Raw genomic sequence first — 20934 nt, forward strand, 5'->3', positions numbered from 1 at the left:
CATGAGGCAAGACGCGTGGCGGCTCATCTGCCGAAGGCTCGTGCAAGTCTTGCCGGCGCTACTGCTGGCGACCTTGCTGGCCTTCGGCCTGCTCAAACTCGTGCCAGGCGACATCGCTGTGACGCTAGCCGGCGACAACGCTTCGGACCAGCGCATCCTGGAGATTCGTCAGCTGTACGGGTTGGACAAACCGTTCCTGGTCCAGTACCTGGACTGGCTGTGGAAGGTTGTGCATGGTGACCTGTCGCGTTCGCTGCTGACGGGCGAGGCCGTGCTGGTGGCCATCGAACGCTGTCTGCCGGCCACCTTGCTCGTCGTGGCCATGGCAATGGTGATTGCTTTGCTCATCGGCGCGCCTCTTGGCGTTCTTGCGGCAAGTCGCCAGGGCGGTTGGATCGATAGCGCCGTGATGGCCATCAGTTCCCTGGGGGTGGCCGTGCCCAGTTTTTGGCTTGCCATGCTCCTGATCTCAGGGTTTGCCATGGAGCGAAGTTGGTTCCCAGTGTCGGGAGCCGTCCCATTCCTGGAGAACCCATGGAGCGCGCTTCATCACGCATTTCTGCCTGCGGTGGCGTTGGCCGCTGGCGGTGTGGCCGAGATTTCACGTCAGCTGCGAGGGACACTCATTGAGCTGCTGTCCTCGCAGCAGGTGCGAACCCTGCACGCCAAGGGCCTTGCCCCCAGCGTTATCTTGTGGAAGCACGGCCTGCGCAACGTGGGTATCAATCTTCTTACGGTGGTCGCCCTGTTGGCCAACCGCATGCTGGCGGCCACGGTGGTGATTGAGGCCGTGTTTGCCATCCCCGGAATGGGAGGGCTGATCGTCAACGCGGCGTTGCAGCGTGACTTTCCGATCGTCCAAGGTGTGATTCTCGTGATGGTGGGCATTGTGCTGCTGATCAACCTTGCGACGGACATGTTGTATGGCCTGATCGACCCGAGGGTGCGTTGAAATGAGTGATACCAATCCCGTACATCGCAATTGGCATTCTGTGATCGACTGGCTACGGCGTGACCGTCGTGCCGCCATTAGCCTGACATTTGTGCTGTTGTTGGTGCTTGCCGCGTTGCTGTCGCCCTGGATCAGCCCCCACAGTCCGTCGGAACAGGATCTGGTCAACACACTTGCACCGCCGTCCAGTGTGCACTGGCTCGGGACCGATGATCTGGGTCGTGATGTTTTCAGTCGACTGCTTTATGGTGCGCGCGCTGCGATCTACGCGAGCTTCCTGGCCGTTGGGATTGCGGTACTGATTGGCGTGCCGGTCGGCGTGCTGGCCGGCTTTCTGGGCGGGTGGTTCGACGAAGCTGTGGGGCGAGTGGTCGACACCCTGTTGTCGTTCCCGGCCATCGTGTTGGCCATCGCTGTGACGGGGGCGCTGGGCATAGGGTTGACCAACGGGATGATCGCCGTGGGCATTGTCTTCTCACCTCAACTGGCGCGGCTCGCCCGCGCCCGGACGATGGTGGTCAGGCAGGAGCTGTATGTGGATGCCGCGCGCTGCTTCGGTGCGTCCACCCTTCACATCCTCTGGCGCCATGTCCTGCCCAATGCAATCCAGCCGGTGCTGGTCCAGGTCACCATCCTGTTGGCTGGCGCGCTGTTGGCCGAGGCCAGTCTGAGCTTCCTTGGCTTGGGCATCCAACCACCCTCTCCCAGTTGGGGCGCCATGCTGGCACGTGCCTATCAAAGCATGGAGCTCGCGCCCGAACAGATGTACGCGCCAGGTATCGCGATCTTGCTCACTGCGCTGGCATTCAACAGCTTGGGAGAGGCGCTTCGCAAGGAGCTCGATCCCACGACCAAACGACTGTGAGTCCCGCGTTAGACGTGCGCAAGACAGAAAACACTAGCTCCGCTAAGGTAGATCATCAGTCCCGCCACTCTGCTGCTACCAGGCCGTCATAAGTGTACGCACGCCTAACTCCGGTTTAGAAGTGACCGGATATGGGGGAGACGTCAAATTGAACACATCAAGTCATTGGATGTGTCCGGGAAACTGGGGGAAGCCCAGGTTGGGATTGCTGCGGGAAGTATCCAGGACTACGAGGCCGGGACCGTCTTCTATCAGCGGCAATACATGCGTTAAAGATGCAAGCGTTCTTTCAAAGCCGTCGTTCTCCACCGACTGGTTGTGGCCGATAGCAGGCTCTTGGAAAACAGACTCGAGAGACAGCACACGCTGCCAAGCGGGTTTTGGGATCCTGATGGCAGCTCAAGACTGGACTGAGACGCTCGTTGTCGTCATAAGACCGACAGCTCCCGAAACAGACTTCGCCAGCGAAGCAGGCAGGCTCCTCACCTGTTCAACTTTCTCGCGCAGGATTCTGAGCGGAGCGAAGCCGAGAGCCGTTGCTGGTACTAGCTGTTTGGGTACTGTCGATATTGGAAGGACAAGTGACTCGCGAACGTGGCGCAACAAGTCCCGACGAACGCTTCCAACAGTTCCTTTGGATCAGAGGGGGCCACGTATGGACGAGATGAGCTCAGCTTCTGCAAGTAATCTGCCAGTGGTTGCAGTGCCTCCATGTCAAGCTTGATTTCCAACCGGTGACTGATCTTGTTCCGCAGCGCATTCAGGTGTTTGATTGCAGGTATGGGGTCGTACTTTTGGTCACTCACCAACACCTCCCACGTCACAAGATTGATCCGCTGGCCAAACGTCAGTCTTGGCTTCTCCCAATCGAGTTGTGGGATGGTCGCCTTCAGATACTCATCCAGGTAGTGCTCGATCAATAGATGGCACGTCAGAAAATAGCCGAGTAGCTCGTGATCAATTTCAGCAATTCGCTTCCAAGCCACTGAACCATCTTTGACGCCGTCAAACATCGGAGGGAGGTGTGGGCGTTTGGGTTCGTTCATCATCAAATCGTACCAACGAACGGTACAGAAGTGGCCCCGCTTCTCATCGTCGTCGCGCGGCCGTCTGATGTCGCCCCATAAGCAGAAAGACGAATACCTGTCCAGATGTCCTACTTCGCGGAGCGCCCGACCACGCCTCAATCTTGAGCGCACAATTCTGTCAATTCTTGGGCGCGCTGCGACAAGAAAGGGACGACTTCCAAGTAGAAGGCGCCCCTTGGATTCCACCAATGGCTAGTCCAAACCGATCCATCGCTTTACGCGTGGCCACAGACCCTTTTGCCGCGCTCCGTTTTGCGCAAAATACGCCTCGAGTTGCCTACGATCTCGAGAGCGCGCGGCCGCGACCTGCTGGTCGGTCCAATCACCCGCCCAATGGACTACACCTTCCCAGATGATGTAGTGAGACCGACAAGGGCGTTGCCAGTTGCCGATCGAGGGCCAAAGAGTTGGCCCCGCGCGGGATTCCTTGAGGTTCCATTCTGCCGGGCCGAGCGGAGTACGGATCTTCGAGCCGCACCCGCAGGCACACAAGTGCTGCGCTGTGCCGAACTCATGCGAGACGTAGAGCAACCCGGTTTGAAGTTGATCAGGCATGTAGTGCACGTGCAGGACGTCAATCCTCTTCATCGGACCCCTTTCCGACGATTTTTAGGTCGCCAAGATCAAATAGCAGGTGGTAGAGCGGATCGGTCCGCACATAGAACCCCCGCAGCTGCTTGAAGAGCAACACGGCCAGTGCTGCGTTCAACGCGTTGAGCTCAGCGATTTGAACGTTGGTGCGGTACAAGTTTTCCGGACCATCCCCCATCTCCGCCAAGCCCATGTCTCGCACTTTCCGCGCCTCTTCAGGCGAGTAGTAGGTCACCCTCAACATTCCATTCAATGGACCGCCTGAGCGCTTCAAGCCCATGCCGATATCGATGAAAGGGATCTCCTTGGCGATCAGCAGATCGAAGATCGCTGATCGTGCGGAGCCCTTGTCGACGCAGACGAAGGCGAACGTCACGCCCTCGAACGCGTCGCCAGACTCCCCGTCGATATAGCGCGACTCCAGCTTCAAGCCAGAGCGGAAGCTCTCGTAGCGAGCTTGGTAGACCACAGCCTTTAGTTGGCCTAGCTCGGACTCGGTCAACCTGCCGGGCGATCGGAAGGCGTTGTGGACGTGGAATGCATCGCCATCGAAACCCCGTATCTCGCGCGCCGGCGTCTTGACTAGGTAGTCCAGCGCATAGGCACCTGAGCCACCAAGACCTACGATGGCGATTACCTCATCTTCGAACTTGTTCGAAAGGTCCGCGATCTCCGCCTTGGACGTGAGGGCGTCTCGGAACTTGAAGACTGAAGGCGGCGGCTCGTCTTCCACAGACTTGAACGTCAGCGGCGAGGCGTCATGCTTGTGGGCAGCCGGCCCGCAGATGATCGCCACGTAACTTTCTATCTTGTCGAAGAAGTCTTTGAAGGTACTCCAAGCCCCCGCCGTGTGTGGCTTGTTGGAGAACCTGCGCTCGACCACGATGTCTTTGCATGCGTCGCTCAGGCTGAGCGTGTGTGTGCCCGCGTCGATCGCAGGGATAGGCAAGCCGTCCAGGCCGCAGGGGTGCTCCCCCGCGAATAGGATGGTGTGATCCTCCTGCGTCATCAGCGTGGCGTCGACCGGGACCATCTTGGTGGCTATGGCGCCCCGGCGTAGCGCTCCGTGCTGGTCAAGGTAGGGGACGTCGCGAATGATCAGGCAGTTGCTGTCAAACGCGATGGCGTACCCCTTCTCGACCAGCCGGGCGAGGTCAGCGTTACGACTGACCAGTTTCCGAAACAGTGAAGCGGATGCCATCTTTCACTTTCACGGATGCGCCAGGCACGAGGATCCCCTCGGGCTTCTCGCCATGTCCCTTGGTCCACTTCACGGAATACGTGATGTTTGACTGCGGGGTGTAGTCGGGGACTTCCAGCTTGACCACTTGGTCGTAAGAAATGTCCGTGTTCTTTGGCCAGTCGTAGGGTTTTCCCTCCACGACGATCGTCACAGTTTTGTCGTTACCCATTTGAAACTCCAGTCTGGATGGGTGTTGAACAGCATCGCAATGCGCAAAGCGCATGCGAATCGAGGGTTTACGCAGCCGGCAGGCCTGTGCCGGCGCTGTAAGCACTCTTGACTGGAGATAACTAGCTGTGGACAATCGCAGACGCCAATCCGGCGAGTCCAAACAGCTCGTCACCCCGCGGCCGAATGCTTCAGTATTCGGCCGCTTTTTATTTTGGTGTCTTCATAGTCGCCCTCCTCATGTTTCATTTGTCGTCATTGAAGTTGATCTTCGAAATAGGGCTTCACCGAGCCGGCAGCCGTGATGAGGCTCGAGAGTAGGCGCCAATTTCCCGTGTTGTGACGGACCCGGCCAGCCACGATGCACGGATGCACGCCGGCTTCCCGTGCAAGATCGATGGCGTCCTCGGTCGAGTGCGACAGCCTCACGCGTGACTTTTCCCACATCGATGAGGGGATCAACGCTTCCTGCGCCCCGGCATCGGCCTCGTCCTCTTGAATCTGTCCCTTGCGCGCCTTGTCGTCTAGGTTGTCCGCAATAAACAGATGGTCGTTGTTCAAGTGCTTCTGGATATGGACCATCTCATGCAGTAGGGCGAACCAGAAGTTATCGAGGCGATCGTGCCGCAGCGTCAATGCCACGATGGGCGCACCAGCGGCCATCATTGCGGCGCCATCCAAATACGTCTTCTTGAAGCGCTCCTCCACGACCAAGCAGATACCATGAGCGGAAAGATACTCCCGCGCGAGTTGCGGGCCGTTTTCATGTTTTGACTTCTGCGCCAGCTTCCGTAGCCAAGTGTTGTTGATCAATCCGGGAACAAAAGCTTTCTTCGGGGGGAAGCGGCTTGCCTTCTGAACCACGGCCGCCCTCCAGACGAGTAGCGCGCAGTCGTCCATGGTGCGCCCACCGCTCTGAAAAAGGCGCGCGCGGAGAAACGCTGGTTCCTTGGCCAGGCCGGCAACACGAGCGAGAAATTTCTTCACCTCCGCAGCAGCATGCTCCTGTGCCTTCTGCCCGCGACCATCAATCGCGGGCAGAAGGCCGCGATCACTCATCTCTTTCAAAGGAAACTTTTGCACATCGAGGTCTGGTTCGGATGGCTCCCCGCTGCTGCCCAATCCGCTGACATCAGCAATCAATGCGCGGGCGGGAATTCCTAGGCCGTTATGCAGGCGCCGGATCATCTGGATGCTCAGCGGAAGCTTGCCGCTCATCACCTCTGAGACCTTGGACGGCGAACCGAGATACGGCTCCATGTCCTTGCGCGTGAGCTTTTGCTGCGCCATGCGGAACTCGATGGCCTCGATGGCCGTGACTTGCGGCTCAGTGGTGCGCTTAGCTTCGTAGTCCCCAATCACCAGGCACAGAAGCTCGAATTCGGCCTCCAGATCACTGCCTGCAGGGCGTCTCATGCTCATCAGAGCCGACAGTCGCTCTAAGGCGGCGTCGTAGTCGCGTTCGTTCTTCAGTACTCGGATTTTTAAGGTCATGCCTTGCTCCTCGCCCTTGCACGGGCACTAGTTTGGCCGACTTGCTTCCACACGCGTTCGACGAGCAAGACCCCGCCGCGGTACTCTGCTTTCACCTTCAATTTGTAGATCCTGTTCATGGTGAAGAGAATTTGCCCACCTTCAATGACCGCGTCCACGAAGCTGGCGCGGACCTCTACCGGACCCGTCCATTGCGCTTCTTCCGCCTCCATGCGCCAAGCTCCAATCGGTGCGCGAGCGTCTTCGTTCTCTTGAACGAAGACGTCGAGTCGGAGTTTGCCAAGGAGGAGCATAAAGGTTTCCTGATTTAGGAGTGATTATAAATGTCCAAATTCAGGAAGTAAACCCCCGGGGCCTTTCGCGCGAAATTGAGGGCGATCACGCGCGCATGTGCCGATTTGATGCGCGACGCGGGCAAAATATGCGACTTGCAACAAGTGACGTAGACCGATACGCGTTCAAGGGCGCAGGCCGGCATTGGCGGGCGGATCTTCGCGAGCTTCTCTATATTTGGCGAGCCTCATCGGGGAGTGCAAGCCCTCGCAGAAGCAGCACCTGCTGCGTTGCGGTCAAGTTTGCAGAAGCGTTTGCGGTCTAACCCTGGGTATCAGCCAAGAGGCCCGGTGCCATAAGAGCTAAGAGGCCGAAAAGCATATTGCTTGCTTACCATTGCGCCATACCCTTCGGGCGGCTTCGCTCACGCTCGGCGTGCCGCCCAATCTAGCCTCGCTCGGAGGCACGAAAGCTCTTTCAGAACTTTGACAAGTTCTGGCTTGTCGCCTGCGGCGGTCCAGCCGCAGCGGCGACGATGTAGAGCAGTCGTTCACGCATCGAGAGTTTGTGATCGATCGCGATTGCGCGCATGTCGGCCGTTCGTGGCGATAGTTCGACCGACAGCAACCGCTGCACCACGGTCGTAGACCGAGGTGCAATAGAAATCCTCATCGGGTGCGAGAGTCGCCACCGCAATCGAGTAGATCCGTGAGCCACCCACTTGCGTTTTGGGATCGGCGGTACGAGCATTTGCATGATTACCACTCTGCAATGGAAATACCTGTGGAGCAAGAGCCCGCGCCGATCAGAACACTTGACCGACCGCTGCTGTCGTGGCTGCCTGGTGAAACGCTGTTCAGTCTTGTTTCCCGCCACCATCGTCTGTGGGGTCACGATGCTCCCTGGCGCACAGCAGATGCTCTTTTTGGGGGGCGGCGAATTGGCGTACATCACGATTTTCCAAGTGGCCTTGGCCGCTTTTGTGCCATCACTCATGGGTTGCTCGGAGATGTGCAGAGTGTTGGTCGGGAAAGAACCTTGCTCAGGTATTACCTCCCATTTCTTGCACCAGACCTGACGGTGGGAGCCTTGTCGACCATGCAAGGCGACTCTGTCGCCCATCTCAAGTTTCGTCTCGGACTTCTTACCGGTCGATTCGGGGCCAACCACGCGCTGAAGGCGTGTCTGTCATGCATGCGCGATGACTTTGAGCAATACGGTTGGTACTACTGGCATCTTGAACATCAGTATCCCGGAGTGTGGATGTGCCGACACCACGGTACACCCATCCTTCGATCCACCGTCAAGTCCACGGGTGTCGAGCGATTTGGATGGCATCTTCCTGACATTAGTCGCCTGGTGCAGGACTGGCCACATGACACATACCCCGATGAGGGAGCACTCGTTGCATTCTCGGAGCTGGTGTCAGCTCTTGTGGAGCTGCCAGTTGAGGATGGGTGGCTGAGCCGCAACGTCGTGCAGGGCCAAGTGAAAAATTGTATTGAGGAGCGTGGATGGCTAAGTCCCAATGGGACAGTCATGCTCAATGCAATGGCAAAGAGCTTTCTGGCTTTTAGTAAGCCTTTGCGCATCCTTCCAGAGCTCTCGATGCTTCCCAGCAATCTCGATGAGGCAACTGCGCATGTCAGCCACCTGCTACGTCCGATCAGAACAGGCTCTCACCCTCTGCGCTTGTTGTTGGCACTCAAATGGGTATTCCAAGAACCCGAGGACTTCGTAAAGAGGTACCTCGTACCGCTCCCCGCATGTCGGAATCAACGCACGGACTCGACAGGCACCGCTCCCTTCGCCGGGACGAAGAGGGCTGAGCACGAAAAGCACAGCCAGGTGCTGGCCATGATCAAAAAAGGCACCTCAGCCCGTTCGGCAGCAAAAGTATCGGGCGTGGATGTCGGGACAGTCATGGCATGGGCTGTTAAGGCGGGCTTTTGTGTTTCACGACGTCCTAAACGGTTGAAGTCAGAGGTGCTGGTTCTTCTGATAAATGACCTTCAAAGAGGTACCGGTCGCAAGGAGGCCGCCCTACAACATGGTGTGTCGCTCGCCACGATTTCGAGAGTCTTCCAGTCCTACCCGAGCGTCCACGCGGAGTGGAAAGCAGCACGCGATACAGCTGCCCGACATCAGGCTCGGCAAGACTGGGCATTGGTAGTTGCAGCCTATCCCCACATCGGAACCACATTGCTCCGCGCCATGAGTCCCTGTGCATATTCATGGCTGTATCGGAACGATCGTGACTGGCTCAAATTGCATTCCGGGAGCATCAAAGTGTCGCGCCCACCTAGAACTTCGCGAGTTCGTTGGGATGAACGAGACACTGCACTCAGTGCTGCCGTGCAACAGGCGGTGCTGCGACTCCATGAACAAGATAACGGCAAACAGCTGCGACTTTGGCAAATTTTCCAAGCTGTTCCTGAGTTGAAACGGAGGCTCTCCGCACTTCATCGACTTGTGTTGACCAAGCGTGTCCTGGAGCAGGCATTGCGTAGGTAGCCACTGGTTGCGAGCTACTTTGAGATTCCACCCGGAGATGACCAAACGGATCTTACTTGCATTCATAAATGCATTTCAGTATGCTTAATGCATGATCGAAACAGGATGGCAAGCTCGTATCCATCGCGCCGCGGAGATCGCGCGGCACCAAGGTCTGACACAGGCAGAGATTGCTCACGCTGTCAGTGCCAGCCAGCCCCAGGTCAGCAGAATTCTTTCGGGTCGAGGTCTGCGCAGGTCCAGGCTCCTTGAAGAAGTCTGCCTCTACATCGAACGATCGGGGGGCGGTGTGACTGCAGACGCAGTTCGGAGCAACGTGGAATTGGTCGAGGCCCTCACGCTCACGTGGGACGGCTCTGCGTCTCATTCGCGGGCACTGGCGACGGTGATTCGGTCCCTCTCCGCTCTTCGGGGAGGATCTTCATGATGGACCGCTGTATCCCGAAGACTGGGACGTTTACGCGAGCCGGTCCCACTGCAGTCCTCCCCAGCCCAGATGAGATTGATGAGTCCTACGCAGGCGTGTTGATGCGAATCAATGGTTTCGGAACTGCAGGGGACCTTGAAAACGCGATCGCCGCTTCAAGCGGTCTAGAAAGCTCGTGCTTGCGAAAAGTCACCATAGTCGAACTGTTGGCGCGAATCTCAGGCATGAGCGTCGAGGAGTTCGTTTGCCGTCACACAACTGTTCCTTTGAGGCGAGGTATTACGCCGCACCATGTTTCGACGCCCCATGGATCTGAAGCAAGGCGGGGAATTCTGAGCATGGCGTCTCGGAGGCAGAACTCAGTAGGCGCCGTGATGTGTCCAGGATGTGTTCGAGCCGAACAAGAAAACCTAGGACGGAGCTATTGGCATCGCGAGCTGCAGATTCCCGGCACCATTTGGTGCCATCGGCATCGAGTTCCCTTGCTTGCTTGCAAGCAAGAGGGGGCCTACTTTCGGTCGCCGTCGGAGTTCTTGTCAAAAGGTACCAGCCAACAGATCGAATGCGATGAAGCCTTTGTGAATTCTCCCGCGTACAAGACATACATTGGGCTATGCGCGGCTTTGATGGAAACAACCCGCCCTTACGATTCCAAGGCGGTCGGAATCGTCCTGGCGGCCAGATGTCGTGCTCGTAAGGTTCGCCGATCGACGAAATCGCGAGGATGGCTGAACTGGGTGCCAACATTGAGCGGCCGCGCCCGTGAGCTGTTCCCTGAACAATGGTTGAACTCTATGGTGCCCTCATCCAAAGGGGAAGGACAAATAGCTCAACTTGAGCGAGCTGCTTGGGGTACCTCCCACAGCCACGTGACCACATATGCAATAGCTTGCGCCATACTGTACGCATCCGCTGACGAAGCAATGGATGACATCTACCTAGGAGTTCGCGAGCTTGAAGCGCTTGAGGGCAAGTGTAGAGGTTGGGATCGCAGTGTTGTATGCACCGATACCGACAAGAATCGGATGAGGCTACAGGCTATTGTGCAATCGAACTAGCTGGAACTGGCACTGATGTTTCCCCACAGCTCGTCCCAAAATGAGGGGTCACGGCTCATGAGATCTTCGTACTCGCTGAAGCGGCGCGGGTCTTTGCTGCGGAGTACCGCCACCGCGGGCTTTAGGGGAAGCAAATAGGTCTCTGCAGCTTCGTCAAAATCCTTCAACCGCAACGTGTCTTCCGCCCTTTCAAGCGAAATTCGGTTGGCCGCAATCCATAGCGCAATGATGATGCGGGGAATGCCCCCAGAAAGATCGAGAACGCGTTGCTCAAGCACATTGTCAACGGCAATCTTATGCTTCGTGTACTGATACTTGCCCAGCCGAGCAAGAAAGGTGCGACGGTAGGCGGGGTCCTCCACCGTCTCAAAAATATGGAACGGGTGACTCCCGAAAGAGGTAAGACGCTGAAGCGTGCTCATTCGTTTGCCTAAGGCGCCCATACCGTCTGGAGTGCCCGACAAAATAAAGGGGATGCGCCATTCATTGAGTGACGTCAGCAACCACTTTAGAAGTTGATCCTCCACAATACTAAGCTCGACTTCTCCCGCCTCATTCTTGCGGTTGCGGCGTTGCGCCAAGGTGAGCAGTTTGAAAAAATTCTGTACTTCGTCCAGGTGGAGTACTCCCAAGAAATGACTTGCTGCTACTTGGCGCCATTCGTCTAGTGCCCTGAGTGGATGCTGAATCTTTTCTTTGGAAATCCAATGATCAAACCGATTTGTATTGGTTAAACGTTGCCATTCCAGCATCAGTGTTCTAGCCAAATCTTCAGCCCTTCCCGACGGTGGAACATTCACTGACATCCAGACCACTTGGGAATGCGGGCTGCGAAATGGAGGGAGAACAGCATGCTCAATTACCTGCGCGGGGTACAACGAGAAGCAGCGACTGATGGCTTGAGTCTTTCCAGCACCGGATGGCCCTCTTACCGTGAGTGCTGCGGCGGGTGGGGACCCCCGCTTCTGGAGTCGCGTTTCACCGCTGATGATTCCAAAGGTGCTGGGGTCAGCGGGATCACGTTGTTGGTAGCCTCTGCGTATCATCAAGTCAATCGACTCAGCAAGACGCTCCCCTTGCAAGAGAGGGGCGTAAAAATCGAAGAGACGCATCAGATAGTGGATGCGAATATGTCGCGGAGCGTTCTCGAGTCCCTTCGGATAGGGCGGTAACTCGATCAACTTGGCGACCCTCTGTTCGCGTGAAAGCAGTGGTCCCAGACCAGTGATGAGCACATTACCCGCGTAGGGGTCAAAGAGGTCAGGTTCATGCATCTTGCTGCCCCTCTGCCTCTTGAAACAACGCATCCATGAGGGCTTGATAATTGGCAGCCGAGTCTTCATGTATACCGCGTGCGCTGGGTTCGTTGGGAGCTTCCTCGGGCCGTTCGCTAGGACTTTCCATTCTGCGGGCCTCTGACATCGTGGGCTTCTTTCCCGATGGTTTTGCGGATTCTCGACGCACCTCATCGAGAGCTCTGTCAACCAGTTCTTGCTGCCGCCTTTGGATATCGAGGCGAATCATCATGTTGGCGTGATCCACGTCAGGTTTCCGGATTGCCGCGCTTGCCACCGTGTCCATGTACTCGTAGAACGTTGCTTCAGCGCTTACCTTGGTTTGATCACTCAGCCGCAGTTCCATCATCCCGGACCCTCCGACGTTGGGTGTCCAGATTCGTGACATGGATCCCTCGTAGTGATTGATGTTGATATCACTTCCACCAAAGTTTCGCGCGATGCTCGTCCATTGCTGCTCACGGACCTCCTCGGAGGAATAATCACATCCCAAGAAGCGAACCGAGTTCCGCCCGATTCGTGCCTTCGTACTGGGCAGCAGTGACGTGATGAGATCGGATTCGCTGATGTGTTGACGAAAGCCAATTCCCATCTGGTGTCCCCACGACCAAAGGCCCGCAGGACTTGGGTGTACCCCAACCACTTCCATGTGCGCGTCGATACGATGACGGCGATCGGCTGTCAGGTTGTATTCGGCGAACAGAAAGTGAAGCCAATTGACGTACTCGCGCATGGTCAGCACGCTGTCGTTTGGGTCCACGCGTCGAAGTTCGAGCTCCTTTCTCCTGAAGTCCATGGCTCCTGGGATGAAGAGAAACTGGGCGTCTTTTGCGATCCGGTGAAGAACCTCCACGATCCCCTTCATATCGCCGCGATACGGAGGTGCATAACTCGTCATCGGGATGACCTTGAGCGCTGTTTGACGGTGAAGCGTTGACAAGTACTCTCCACGGTCACACATGAGGCAAAAGGCCATGGTGGGGGCCGGTGACAGCGTCACCATGGGCTGATAGCCCCAAAGCTCACCTAGCAGCAAGGGGTCAGCGGTTGCGTTGAATAAACTTACCTTGGCGGTGTTCCAGCTGGGGCCAGTCAGGCAAACATAAAAGCCCACGACAGCGGTCGACCAAACGTCCACGATCACATACACGATGGGTCTGCCAATTACCCAAGATCGATCAATGGACGAACGTAGATAGATGTCTCCGACCGTGCTGTCAATTGCCCAGGTGTGCCCTGGTCCCGCCACCCCCTCCCAGTTCCGAGCGCTCAGGCCACGAAGGGTACTTCCGAAGTGACGTTTCGTGGTCTTCTCAATGAGAAGGTCCAGCCTCGATTTGTCCTTGGTCAGTATGTTGAAGATCTGTTTGTTGTTCGGATACTCTCCAAGTGCGGGGGTGACGAGAACGATTTTTCCATTCTCTTCTTTGCCAACCGAAACGAATGCACTCTTAACAATCTGATCGCACCGACTAGGCCACGAAGGCTTCGGAGTCGAAATACGACTGTCGGCTGCTAGGACTGCTGCAATCCAAGCAGACGACACACCGGGCTGCTTGGAGTCTTTGATGACCCCGTGCGCCCTTGCAAGGCGTTGTTCCAACGTCTTTCTGCCCGCCTTCAAGCGTCCCCCAGGGTCCACAGGCCGAGCAACGCCTTTCGCGCCACATTGCTCATGTGATGGCTTGAGACTCACTGCGCTTATGCCGAACTTGCACAGCAGTGACCACAGCTTGTATACCGTCGACTTTGTCCAGCCAGAGCGCTGACGAGTTTCCTTCACGAGTCCACCGAGCCCCTTGTGCACGACGATGCCCTCGTGAAGTTTCTGAAGATCAAGAAAGTCCTGCATCCCATCTGCCCGTTGGGCGAGAAGTTTTTTGCCCAAGTCAGAGTGCGGAGGGGTGTAGGCGCTGGAAGGGCGCTCAATCTTCAAAGCATGGAGAAGCTTGTCTTCCTCCAACTTTCGGAGTTCGGCACGGTTAATCCAGACTAATTTCCCTACTAGGGGGGCAGGCGGCTTCTTCCGAGGTCGTTTAGTTGAAAGAGCTTTGGGCCGTCCACCGGAACCCTTCTTGGAGGAATCCTCCGGTTGAATCAGCACTGCGACAGTTGTGTCAGAAGGAATGTCATCGAAGATGACACGGTAGATGCCCGGTCTGTGGTGCATTTTGGAGCCTACTTCCGGCAGAAGACGGAACGTTGAGTTCGGAATCAGATCCATGCAGACCTCCCTGCAGCCACTGGGTTCTGTTGCCAGAACTCAACCTCATCTGTGTACTGAAAAGGAAGATGTGGTCGCCACCCCCTGCTCAATCGCACGAGCAGTGCCCCGGACCAAATGGATTGCCACAGTGCGCACTGCGCGCTTTCCAGAGAGCCGAGTTCATCTGAGATGGATTCCAGCAGATCGCACAAAGACCCGGAGGGACTCTCCCGTGCCAGTCTCACCGCAATATCTAGATGCATTTTTGGGGCGGCTGGTGCAAGGGCCCAGCAAGCAGACCGAGCCAAGGTCAAGCCGACCGCCTTCTCGTACTGGTCCTGAGTGATCAACAGCCAATCGATAGATCGAGACGACCAGTACTCGCGCTCGATCCTCATCAGGTCAAGGTCCCGTTCCTTCAGGCTATCAACACTGGGCTTGATGGATACAGCCAAGAATTTCAACGGCTGTTTATCGCCCTTCATAGCTACAAGAAAATCTGTAGTCATGGTCCAAAGCACCGTGCTTACAGGGGCTCGCCTGTCTGTCACTTTCCCTTTACACAGGGGATGTGAGATGTTCAGCTGATCTGCAACTGCGACGGTTCCTGGGTAGAGCGCTTGGTCTGCATGGAACAAGTACGCGCAGGCGGGATGTCGGGAGGCGTCATGGTCCAAGGGAAACTGTTCCAAAACATCTTCCACGTCTGGAAGCATCAGGATGAATGCCTGCGCCTTGAATTCCCCGTCGGAGAGGAGGTCACGAAGCCGTCCTCGAAAACGGAGTAGGTGACTTCGTCCACTGCTGGCAGGGTCCCCGCGGGACACCTTGTGCCAGGCAATGTAGTCTTCATAAATTCCTTGACCGCGGTTCTCCCGCATGAAGCGTTCGAGCACGGTAGGTGTGAATCTTTTTTGAGTGCGCACAATTCCCCCAGGCTTGGCTGACTGCCAGGCTAGTTTTCAAAAGAAAACAGGGGATTGACGCTCCCAAAGCGAGGGCGTAGACTTAAGTCGCGATAGAAAGTCTGGGCAGTCGATCCCCCAGCAATGTGGTTCTGAGAACGGCGGTGCGTTGGTAGCACACCGCCGTTTTCTTTTGTGTGTCGTTTCTCCTTTTGTTGGTTGATACGGGTCGAGGTGAACGTCCGTGTGGGTCTGGCGGTCAACGTGTCTCAGTTTCAACGACCTGGGACAGGCTGCGCTCTGAACCTCAGGCCCGAAGAGATGAGAGAAGTACTGGTCGTTCGCACGCTAGAGTAGCCACCATTTTTGGTGCTTGCAAGTAGTTTTGCATCTGGCAAAGCCGTGGGAAGAGATGGGTCAAGTTTGAGTTTTGTATTCTCTTTAGTATGAGATATCTCATTCACAGGAGCATGAAGGATCGGGTGACAGAAGAATGGGTCGCCACACGTTGCAATCTCACCCTTCATCCACTGAGCACGCGCTTGTAGTAGGTGAGATCGGAACGTCGCTCTCCTTTTCCCTCTAGGCAAAGACCGGGCTTTTGCGTGAGGCAGGGTGGGCTTGACACTTCAACTACACAAAGGAAAGCATCTGCAATGGGTACGTTCGACACATTCATCAAGAAAGAGATGTCTCGAGTAGCGCGAAAGGAGATACGCGCGGAGCTCGCGTCGCTTCAGCGGGTTGCCAAGTCCCACAGATCGGAGATCGCAGAACTCCGGCAAAAAATCAAGACCTTAGAAGCCTTGCAAAATTCGGGTGTGCGCCACTCGGCGCAGAGCCTGAAAGTCCCCTTGAACCCCAGAGAGTCGGTTGCCTCTTCGAGTGCTGGCTTGTTTGATGCGACCGCCTTCGCTGAGCACCGCAAGCATCTAGGGTTGACTCAAGCTCAGATGGCGAAGGTGCTTGAAGCCTCTGCACTTTCCATCTACAAGTGGGAAAGTGGAAGAGTGTATCCAAGGGCGGCGCAACTTGAAAAGATCAGAGCCTTGCGGAAACTGGGCAAGCGGGCGGTGCTTGCGAAACTTGCCCAGTAACGGCGCTTCACCTGACGGGGCCAGAGGTGTTGCTATGGCCTTGTGTCAGGCGGATTTCAACAGGTGTGGCGTGCCTCCATGTAGTTTGCTATCCAGGGACCTCGCGGCGCCTCGATAGCAATAAATGTCCCGAGGTGGACCTCAGTGCTGCCGATCAGTTTGCAAGTGATTCTTAGCCCATTCCGCGAGGTACCAGGTCAGCCACACTTTGAGGTCGCGCATGTTGGGCACGTCGACCTCAACAGGAGGCACCACTGCATCGAACACGTCCTTCGGCAGTTCCCAGTCCTTGGCGATGTCTTGCAATGCAAACGGAATGACGCCACGGATGTCCTCGGGTGTCGGACGCCCGAAGTCCAGTACCGTGAGCCGCGAGAGCAGCGGCGTGGAAAGCCCGGCCAGCGAGTTGGCGGTTGCGATGAAGACCAGGCGTGACAGGTCGCACTCGGTCTGCAGGAACGAATCGAACCAGCTGCGCGCGTTCTCCGGCTCCAGCAAGCCCAAGAGGAAATTGCCGGCCGACGGCATGTCGCTCTTTCCCGTGACGAACTTCTCAATCTCATCGAGCAAAACCAGGCTGGATGCCGACCTGCTGTTCAGCAACGGCTCCAGCAACACGGAGGGCTGACCGGAAGCCCAGCCCCGCGAAGTTCCGGTGAGTGCGCGAATGTCGGAAATGCCCGCAAAGCCGATCGCTCGAAAGCCCAGGGCCATCTCTTCGGCAAATCGCCGGGCGAAACGCGTCTTGCCGATGCCGGGAGGTCCGAGCAGGAGCACGGGGCGCAAATGAAACACCAGTGAGCCAAAGCTTCGCCGCGTGATCAGCTCGCTGAAGATGATGTGGATGGCAATTCGTGCCCAGGGGAATTCGCGCACCAGCCGTGACAGGCTCTCCTGGAGTTGGGCGACCGATGGCATGAGGGCCACCGGCAGAGGCGACTGCAGCGGCTTGAAGCGCTCAAGCGTCTGCCGATCATTGGCATCGCCGGCTGGGGGAATCGGACCCTGGACCACGGTCAAGACCGGTGCCTTGGGACCCGAGCTGTCGGTTGCCGTCTTGAAGCACAAGTCGGAGCCTTCTGGGTCCCGCACGAGCTCCTCGCGCTTTGGTGCAGCAGGGGCGGGTGTGAAAGCATCTTCAATTTGACCAAGCACCACATCGTGCATGCCGCGTTCTAGCGATTCTCGGCGTGAAGGCAACTGCGCGGCCCGGTCTGTGCGGGTCAGCACCAAGGAGAGCGCGGTCCAGACAATGTAGCCCTCCGCTTCCATGAACCTACGGCGCTGGATCAATGACCACTCCCCGTTGGGGTGAAGTCCGTGCTGCACGTACATGAACAGCAGATCGGCCGCCTTGAAACAAGCCGAGGTCCCCAGTGTCACCCCTTCTGTCCAGGGGTACATCTCGACGAACTCCGAGAACCGCTTCATGCACCAGGCGAAGGGGGCGCCCAGTGTCTCGCCAATGGGAAGCGTTCGTTGACCCTGCACCAGCTTGAACGCTCGCTGCTCCGATCCTGTCTCGCGTCGTCTTTCAATGCGAATCCCGTTTGCCGTGAGGTAGGCGGTGGCGAAAGCGTGCATCCTCTCGACTGACCAGGGTGTGCGTTCATGAAGCAGGAAGAAATCCGTCAGGAGGGTCTCCCTTCCCACATCAAAAGAGTTGTCGTGGAGCCATCGGCCCACGTACCGAATCGATGCGTGACGCAGCGTCTCGTTGGTGTCCTGGTCCAAAGACTTCAAGACAAATTTTTCCAGCTCCAGCAGGCGCGGGTCCGCACCCAGCGGGTACGGCATGGCCTGGAAGAGGGGGTGCCGGAGCTTGAACTCGGCTTCGGGGAACAGGGCTTGGGCCCTGGAGGGAATGGCGGATTCCGGACGTGCTGTTTCCATGCTGCTCTCCACAAGAACGTTGCGGTTCAAGCTGCGCAGCAGCCTTCGGAGAGCAACCAAAAGGGCGGGGAATCGAGGTGATTCCCACCCGCTTAGACGAACGTTACTGCGGCCTTTCAAGGCTTGCAACCCCTCCGCACAAATGTGCTGCAAAGGGGATATATGGCGTACAGAAAATGCGCTTCGAGTTATTCCTCAAGGGGCACGTTTTCATAGGAGAAGGCGAGAGCGTAGACCGCTTGTCGGAGGGCCAGTTTCTGTACCTTTTCTGAGCGCGGGATACAAGGCAAGCGGTCGGGGCGCGGGAATTCAATGACCCTACTTCAACGATTCCCCATGTATGGTCAACGACGTGCTCTCTGGAACATGCCCCGCCATCTGGGCGCTCCGTCACATCGCGGGGGACATGTAAGCATAGGCCCATGTGTGAATAACCATGAAAACTGAAGAGTCTCCAGGAACCGCGGAGACAGAGTTTTCGACAATCCTCGCCGTAAATCTCTTGCCGACCAGCTGGTCTGTCATGTGTTTTCGACTTTGGTCGAACCGTTTCTTCGGAGAGCCACTCTGCAGGTCGCGTCAACGCTCAACGTCAGTTTTCGACTATGTTTGGCGAGAACAGTCAGCTTGCCCGGACATCTCGAGCAGGAAGTTCGCGTGCGGGCGGCCCGCGTCAGCGGCCTGCTCCAGCAGCTTCGTGGCACGCGCCACGTTGCGCGGGACCCGCGCACCATAGGTGTCTGCGCCCAGCATCAGCATGTAGCCCGCGCGCTCAGCGGCTTCTGCGTTGCCCTGTGCAGCAAGTTGCTCATAGATTGCCAACGAGTGCTCATACTGGCCCCAATGGTAGGTTTGGTGAGCGGTTTCGATTCGCGCGAGTTCGGCGCTGGCGCAGCCGCTGGCTGCTGCCAGGATGAGAGCGGCAATGACGTGGTTGTGATGCGGCAGGTGACGAGGCAAGTGGTGTGACATGGAGTTTCCAGTGGGATGGTTGGGGTCAGGAAAGGAGCGGTTCGAGTGCGCGTTGAATGCGCTGGAACTGTTCCGCTGTGGTCATGGCGATCAGGGATTGGCGAAAGCGCGGCACCTGCACGCCGGAGACGATGTACTGCCAGCGGTAGGCGTCCAGCAAGCCGGCGTTCAAGCGATCCATCTGCGCCGGATTGAAGGCCTGTGAACTGGTCTTGATGAAGTAGTGAGCGTCGGCGGCCGCCTGTTGTTGCAGGATGCCGTCGATCGCGCCCACCAGCGCGATCAGGTCGTCCACCGCGGCATCGCGCTGTTGGGGTGTGACGCGGGCGTTCTCCAGCTCCCACTCCAGCTCATCCAGGATCGCGTGCTGCGATTCCTCTTTCCAGTGATGGAGCAGGACGTCCTGGAACAGCTCCGAAAGCCCGCCCGTGGGTTCAATGCTTTGCCGGTAGTGCACCTGGGTAAACAGTTCGATGTGACAGGTAAGCGCGAGCACCGCCCAGGTGGAGGTATCCAGCACCTGCGACGCCACCTCATTCGCCGTTGGCACGAACTCATAGCCCGCAGGCATGCCCGCCGCAGCCAGGCGCTCGATGCGGCGAAACAACTCCTGATGCTTGAGTTCTTCATCGGTGAACCGCACCAGGGCTTCCAGCGCGACCTGATCGCCGAACCAGTGGTAGCGGGTACAGACAAGCATTTGAATGCCGATGAAGCGCTCGACCAGCGCAAACATGTTGGCGTAGGTCCGGCCCTGCACCTGGCTCAATCGAACCTGTTCGGCCGGTGGCAGGAAATCCATCCGGCTGATGCGCGAGAGGCCATCGGGCAGGAAGGGTTGGGTGAAGTCGAAACGGCGCCCGCGGATGACATCGCGGTCGATGTCCCAGCTCACGCGGCGGGACATTGCGATGCAATGCGCATACCGTTCCGTGTTGACGGTGGTGAATGTCATTTTTCTCAGCTCCATGGTTCAAGGCGTCATTCGAGGAAGACCGGGTGTGCCACTGGTTCAAGCGGTTTGGGGGCCTGCTCCAGCGCGGCCACGATGTCCAGCAGCCGCGCTTCAGCAGCGCGCCAGCCAACCTCGTACAGATAGGGCATGGCCGCGGTCTCCCACAGGCCCACATGCCGATCCATGTCGAGCTCGAGGCTGATCACCTTCTGCCCGGTGGCCCTCGCGGCACCCATGCGCGCCTCCATCAGGTTGTTGATCAGCGTGGTGCTGGTTTGCGCGACCAGGCGCGACAACCGGTCCACCCGACGCGGCATGCCGCCGGGAAACCCGAGCGCGACCACCACAGAAGCGTCGGCCGCAACGCCGATGGGCAGCGGGTCAGAGAGCACACCATCGACGAGGTGGCGGCCCTCAATGCACACACTGGGAAAGATGATGGGCACGGCCATGCTGGCGCGCAGCGCATCCACCACCCGGCCTTGTGTCAACACCACCGCTTGCCCGGTCGCGGCTTCGGTGGAGACCACCCTCAGCGGCGTTGGCAACTCCTCAAGCCGCGTGTCGCCAAAGGCCTCGCCAATGCGCTTGGCGATCAACTGGTCGTCGCGCAATGCGAAGCCAGTGCCAAAGCCGGTCATCCTCGGCGCAATCAGCTGCAGGTAGGCCAGCCAGCGGCGCTTTTGCGTCAGCTCGGCCGACCACAGGGTGGTGGCCATGCTGACAGCCGCCTGCCCCTGCATCCCTCTCGCAATCTGTGCTCCGAACAGCGCACCCGAACTGCACCCCACGACGACGTCGGGCGATATGCCTTCGCGTGCGAGCCGATCGGCAATGCCTTGACCCGCGATGCTGCGAACACCACCACTGCCCAGCACCAACGCAAGGCGGTGCTTGCGCGCTCGTGGGGAAGAAGGTTCTTCATGCCACATGGGATG

At 57.6% G+C, this 20934-nt stretch carries 18 protein-coding genes; 5 read left to right on the plus strand and 13 right to left on the minus strand.

Features of this window, described 5'->3' with window-relative positions; translation table 11 throughout:
• The first annotated feature begins 1 nt into the window (after nt 1).
• Together IV113_RS16100 and IV113_RS16105 are read left to right on the plus strand one after the other, a co-directional pair.
• Complete coding sequence (locus tag IV113_RS16100; protein ID WP_291087165.1) at nt 2-952, plus strand: ABC transporter permease; 951 nt, start codon at nt 2-4, stop codon at nt 950-952.
• Nucleotide 953: 1 nt separating this feature from the next.
• Nucleotides 954-1817 carry an ABC transporter permease gene (locus tag IV113_RS16105; RefSeq protein ID WP_291086934.1) on the plus strand — a complete coding sequence of 288 codons (864 nt, stop codon included), beginning with the start codon at nt 954-956 and terminating at the stop codon, nt 1815-1817.
• 545 nt (nt 1818-2362) lie between these two features.
• Here IV113_RS16105 and IV113_RS16110 read toward each other — a convergent pair.
• From IV113_RS16110 to IV113_RS16130, 6 genes are all read right to left on the minus strand, one after another.
• A complete protein-coding gene (locus IV113_RS16110) occupies nt 2363-2863 on the minus strand; it encodes a hypothetical protein (RefSeq protein ID WP_291086936.1) in 501 nt (166 codons plus the stop codon).
• Nucleotides 2864-3097: 234 nt separating this feature from the next.
• Complete coding sequence (locus tag IV113_RS26260) at nt 3098-3493, minus strand: DUF6527 family protein (RefSeq protein ID WP_363318629.1); 396 nt, start codon at nt 3491-3493, stop codon at nt 3098-3100.
• On the minus strand, nt 3480-4697 hold the full coding sequence (locus IV113_RS16115) for a ThiF family adenylyltransferase (protein WP_291086938.1): 1218 nt from the start codon (nt 4695-4697) through the stop codon (nt 3480-3482). The genes IV113_RS26260 and IV113_RS16115 overlap by 14 nt, the downstream gene beginning before the upstream one ends.
• Entirely contained in the window at nt 4657-4908 is a 252-nt protein-coding gene (locus tag IV113_RS16120; RefSeq protein WP_291086940.1) for a multiubiquitin domain-containing protein, read from the minus strand. The genes IV113_RS16115 and IV113_RS16120 overlap by 41 nt, the downstream gene beginning before the upstream one ends.
• A 254-nt stretch (nt 4909-5162) precedes the next feature.
• Nucleotides 5163-6401 (minus strand): ImmA/IrrE family metallo-endopeptidase, encoded by a 1239-nt coding sequence (locus tag IV113_RS16125; RefSeq protein ID WP_291086942.1) that lies wholly within the window; start codon nt 6399-6401, stop codon nt 5163-5165.
• Nucleotides 6398-6694: a type II toxin-antitoxin system HigB family toxin gene (locus IV113_RS16130; protein WP_291086944.1), complete on the minus strand. Its 297-nt coding sequence runs from the start codon at nt 6692-6694 to the stop codon at nt 6398-6400. The genes IV113_RS16125 and IV113_RS16130 overlap by 4 nt, the downstream gene beginning before the upstream one ends.
• A 688-nt stretch (nt 6695-7382) precedes the next feature.
• Here IV113_RS16130 and IV113_RS16135 point away from each other — a divergent pair.
• Entirely contained in the window at nt 7383-9188 is a 1806-nt protein-coding gene (locus IV113_RS16135) for a TnsD family Tn7-like transposition protein (protein ID WP_291086945.1), read from the plus strand.
• A gap of 426 nt (nt 9189-9614) precedes the next feature.
• Nucleotides 9615-10673, plus strand: coding sequence for a TniQ family protein (locus IV113_RS26265; protein ID WP_363318633.1), 1059 nt, complete (start codon nt 9615-9617; stop codon nt 10671-10673).
• Here the strand turns inward: IV113_RS26265 and IV113_RS16140 are convergent.
• Genes IV113_RS16140 through IV113_RS16150 form a run of 3 tightly spaced genes read right to left on the minus strand, consistent with a single transcriptional unit; the run spans nt 10670 to nt 15055 of the window.
• Entirely contained in the window at nt 10670-11947 is a 1278-nt protein-coding gene (locus IV113_RS16140) for an AAA family ATPase (RefSeq protein WP_291086947.1), read from the minus strand. The genes IV113_RS26265 and IV113_RS16140 overlap by 4 nt on opposite strands.
• Nucleotides 11940-14192: a transposase gene (locus tag IV113_RS16145; protein ID WP_291086949.1), complete on the minus strand. Its 2253-nt coding sequence runs from the start codon at nt 14190-14192 to the stop codon at nt 11940-11942. Before IV113_RS16145 ends, IV113_RS16140 begins: the two co-directional genes overlap by 8 nt.
• On the minus strand, nt 14183-15055 hold the full coding sequence (locus tag IV113_RS16150; RefSeq protein WP_291086951.1) for a TnsA endonuclease N-terminal domain-containing protein: 873 nt from the start codon (nt 15053-15055) through the stop codon (nt 14183-14185). Before IV113_RS16150 ends, IV113_RS16145 begins: the two co-directional genes overlap by 10 nt.
• Before the next feature lie 680 nt (nt 15056-15735).
• Here IV113_RS16150 and IV113_RS16155 point away from each other — a divergent pair.
• Nucleotides 15736-16176 carry a helix-turn-helix domain-containing protein gene (locus IV113_RS16155; protein ID WP_291086953.1) on the plus strand — a complete coding sequence of 147 codons (441 nt, stop codon included), beginning with the start codon at nt 15736-15738 and terminating at the stop codon, nt 16174-16176.
• A gap of 141 nt (nt 16177-16317) precedes the next feature.
• Here IV113_RS16155 and IV113_RS16160 read toward each other — a convergent pair whose 3' ends face one another.
• From IV113_RS16160 to IV113_RS16175, 4 genes are all read right to left on the minus strand, one after another.
• Nucleotides 16318-18069 carry an AAA family ATPase gene (locus IV113_RS16160; protein WP_291086955.1) on the minus strand — a complete coding sequence of 584 codons (1752 nt, stop codon included), beginning with the start codon at nt 18067-18069 and terminating at the stop codon, nt 16318-16320.
• Between the two features lie 603 nt (nt 18070-18672).
• Nucleotides 18673-19041, minus strand: coding sequence for a hypothetical protein (locus tag IV113_RS16165; protein WP_291086957.1), 369 nt, complete (start codon nt 19039-19041; stop codon nt 18673-18675).
• 25 nt (nt 19042-19066) lie between these two features.
• Complete coding sequence (locus IV113_RS16170; RefSeq protein ID WP_291086959.1) at nt 19067-19996, minus strand: hypothetical protein; 930 nt, start codon at nt 19994-19996, stop codon at nt 19067-19069.
• Between the two features lie 26 nt (nt 19997-20022).
• Nucleotides 20023-20928, minus strand: a complete 906-nt coding sequence (locus IV113_RS16175) for a patatin-like phospholipase family protein (protein WP_291086961.1) — start codon at nt 20926-20928, stop codon at nt 20023-20025.
• Nucleotides 20929-20934 lie beyond the last annotated feature (6 nt).

This window comes from Hydrogenophaga sp., assembly GCF_018780385.1.
Taxonomy (GTDB): Bacteria; Pseudomonadota; Gammaproteobacteria; order Burkholderiales; family Burkholderiaceae_C; genus Hydrogenophaga.

What these genes read in the sequence shown, in the direction of transcription:
- IV113_RS16100 (WP_291087165.1), top strand. Translation starts at nt 2, where the DNA reads ATGAGGCAAGACGCGTGGCGGCTCATCTGCCGAAGGCTCGTGCAAGTC.
- IV113_RS16105 (WP_291086934.1), top strand. Translation starts at nt 954, where the DNA reads ATGAGTGATACCAATCCCGTACATCGCAATTGGCATTCTGTGATCGAC.
- IV113_RS16110 (WP_291086936.1), bottom strand. Translation starts at nt 2,863, where the DNA reads ATGAACGAACCCAAACGCCCACACCTCCCTCCGATGTTTGACGGCGTC.
- IV113_RS26260 (WP_363318629.1), bottom strand. Translation starts at nt 3,493, where the DNA reads ATGAAGAGGATTGACGTCCTGCACGTGCACTACATGCCTGATCAACTT.
- IV113_RS16115 (WP_291086938.1), bottom strand. Translation starts at nt 4,697, where the DNA reads ATGGCATCCGCTTCACTGTTTCGGAAACTGGTCAGTCGTAACGCTGAC.
- IV113_RS16120 (WP_291086940.1), bottom strand. Translation starts at nt 4,908, where the DNA reads ATGGGTAACGACAAAACTGTGACGATCGTCGTGGAGGGAAAACCCTAC.
- IV113_RS16125 (WP_291086942.1), bottom strand. Translation starts at nt 6,401, where the DNA reads ATGACCTTAAAAATCCGAGTACTGAAGAACGAACGCGACTACGACGCC.
- IV113_RS16130 (WP_291086944.1), bottom strand. Translation starts at nt 6,694, where the DNA reads ATGCTCCTCCTTGGCAAACTCCGACTCGACGTCTTCGTTCAAGAGAAC.
- IV113_RS26265 (WP_363318633.1), top strand. Translation starts at nt 9,615, where the DNA reads ATGGACCGCTGTATCCCGAAGACTGGGACGTTTACGCGAGCCGGTCCC.
- IV113_RS16140 (WP_291086947.1), bottom strand. Translation starts at nt 11,947, where the DNA reads ATGCATGAACCTGACCTCTTTGACCCCTACGCGGGTAATGTGCTCATC.
- IV113_RS16145 (WP_291086949.1), bottom strand. Translation starts at nt 14,192, where the DNA reads ATGGATCTGATTCCGAACTCAACGTTCCGTCTTCTGCCGGAAGTAGGC.
- IV113_RS16150 (WP_291086951.1), bottom strand. Translation starts at nt 15,055, where the DNA reads ATGCGGGAGAACCGCGGTCAAGGAATTTATGAAGACTACATTGCCTGG.
- IV113_RS16155 (WP_291086953.1), top strand. Translation starts at nt 15,736, where the DNA reads ATGGGTACGTTCGACACATTCATCAAGAAAGAGATGTCTCGAGTAGCG.
- IV113_RS16160 (WP_291086955.1), bottom strand. Translation starts at nt 18,069, where the DNA reads ATGGAAACAGCACGTCCGGAATCCGCCATTCCCTCCAGGGCCCAAGCC.
- IV113_RS16165 (WP_291086957.1), bottom strand. Translation starts at nt 19,041, where the DNA reads ATGTCACACCACTTGCCTCGTCACCTGCCGCATCACAACCACGTCATT.
- IV113_RS16170 (WP_291086959.1), bottom strand. Translation starts at nt 19,996, where the DNA reads ATGACATTCACCACCGTCAACACGGAACGGTATGCGCATTGCATCGCA.
- IV113_RS16175 (WP_291086961.1), bottom strand. Translation starts at nt 20,928, where the DNA reads ATGTGGCATGAAGAACCTTCTTCCCCACGAGCGCGCAAGCACCGCCTT.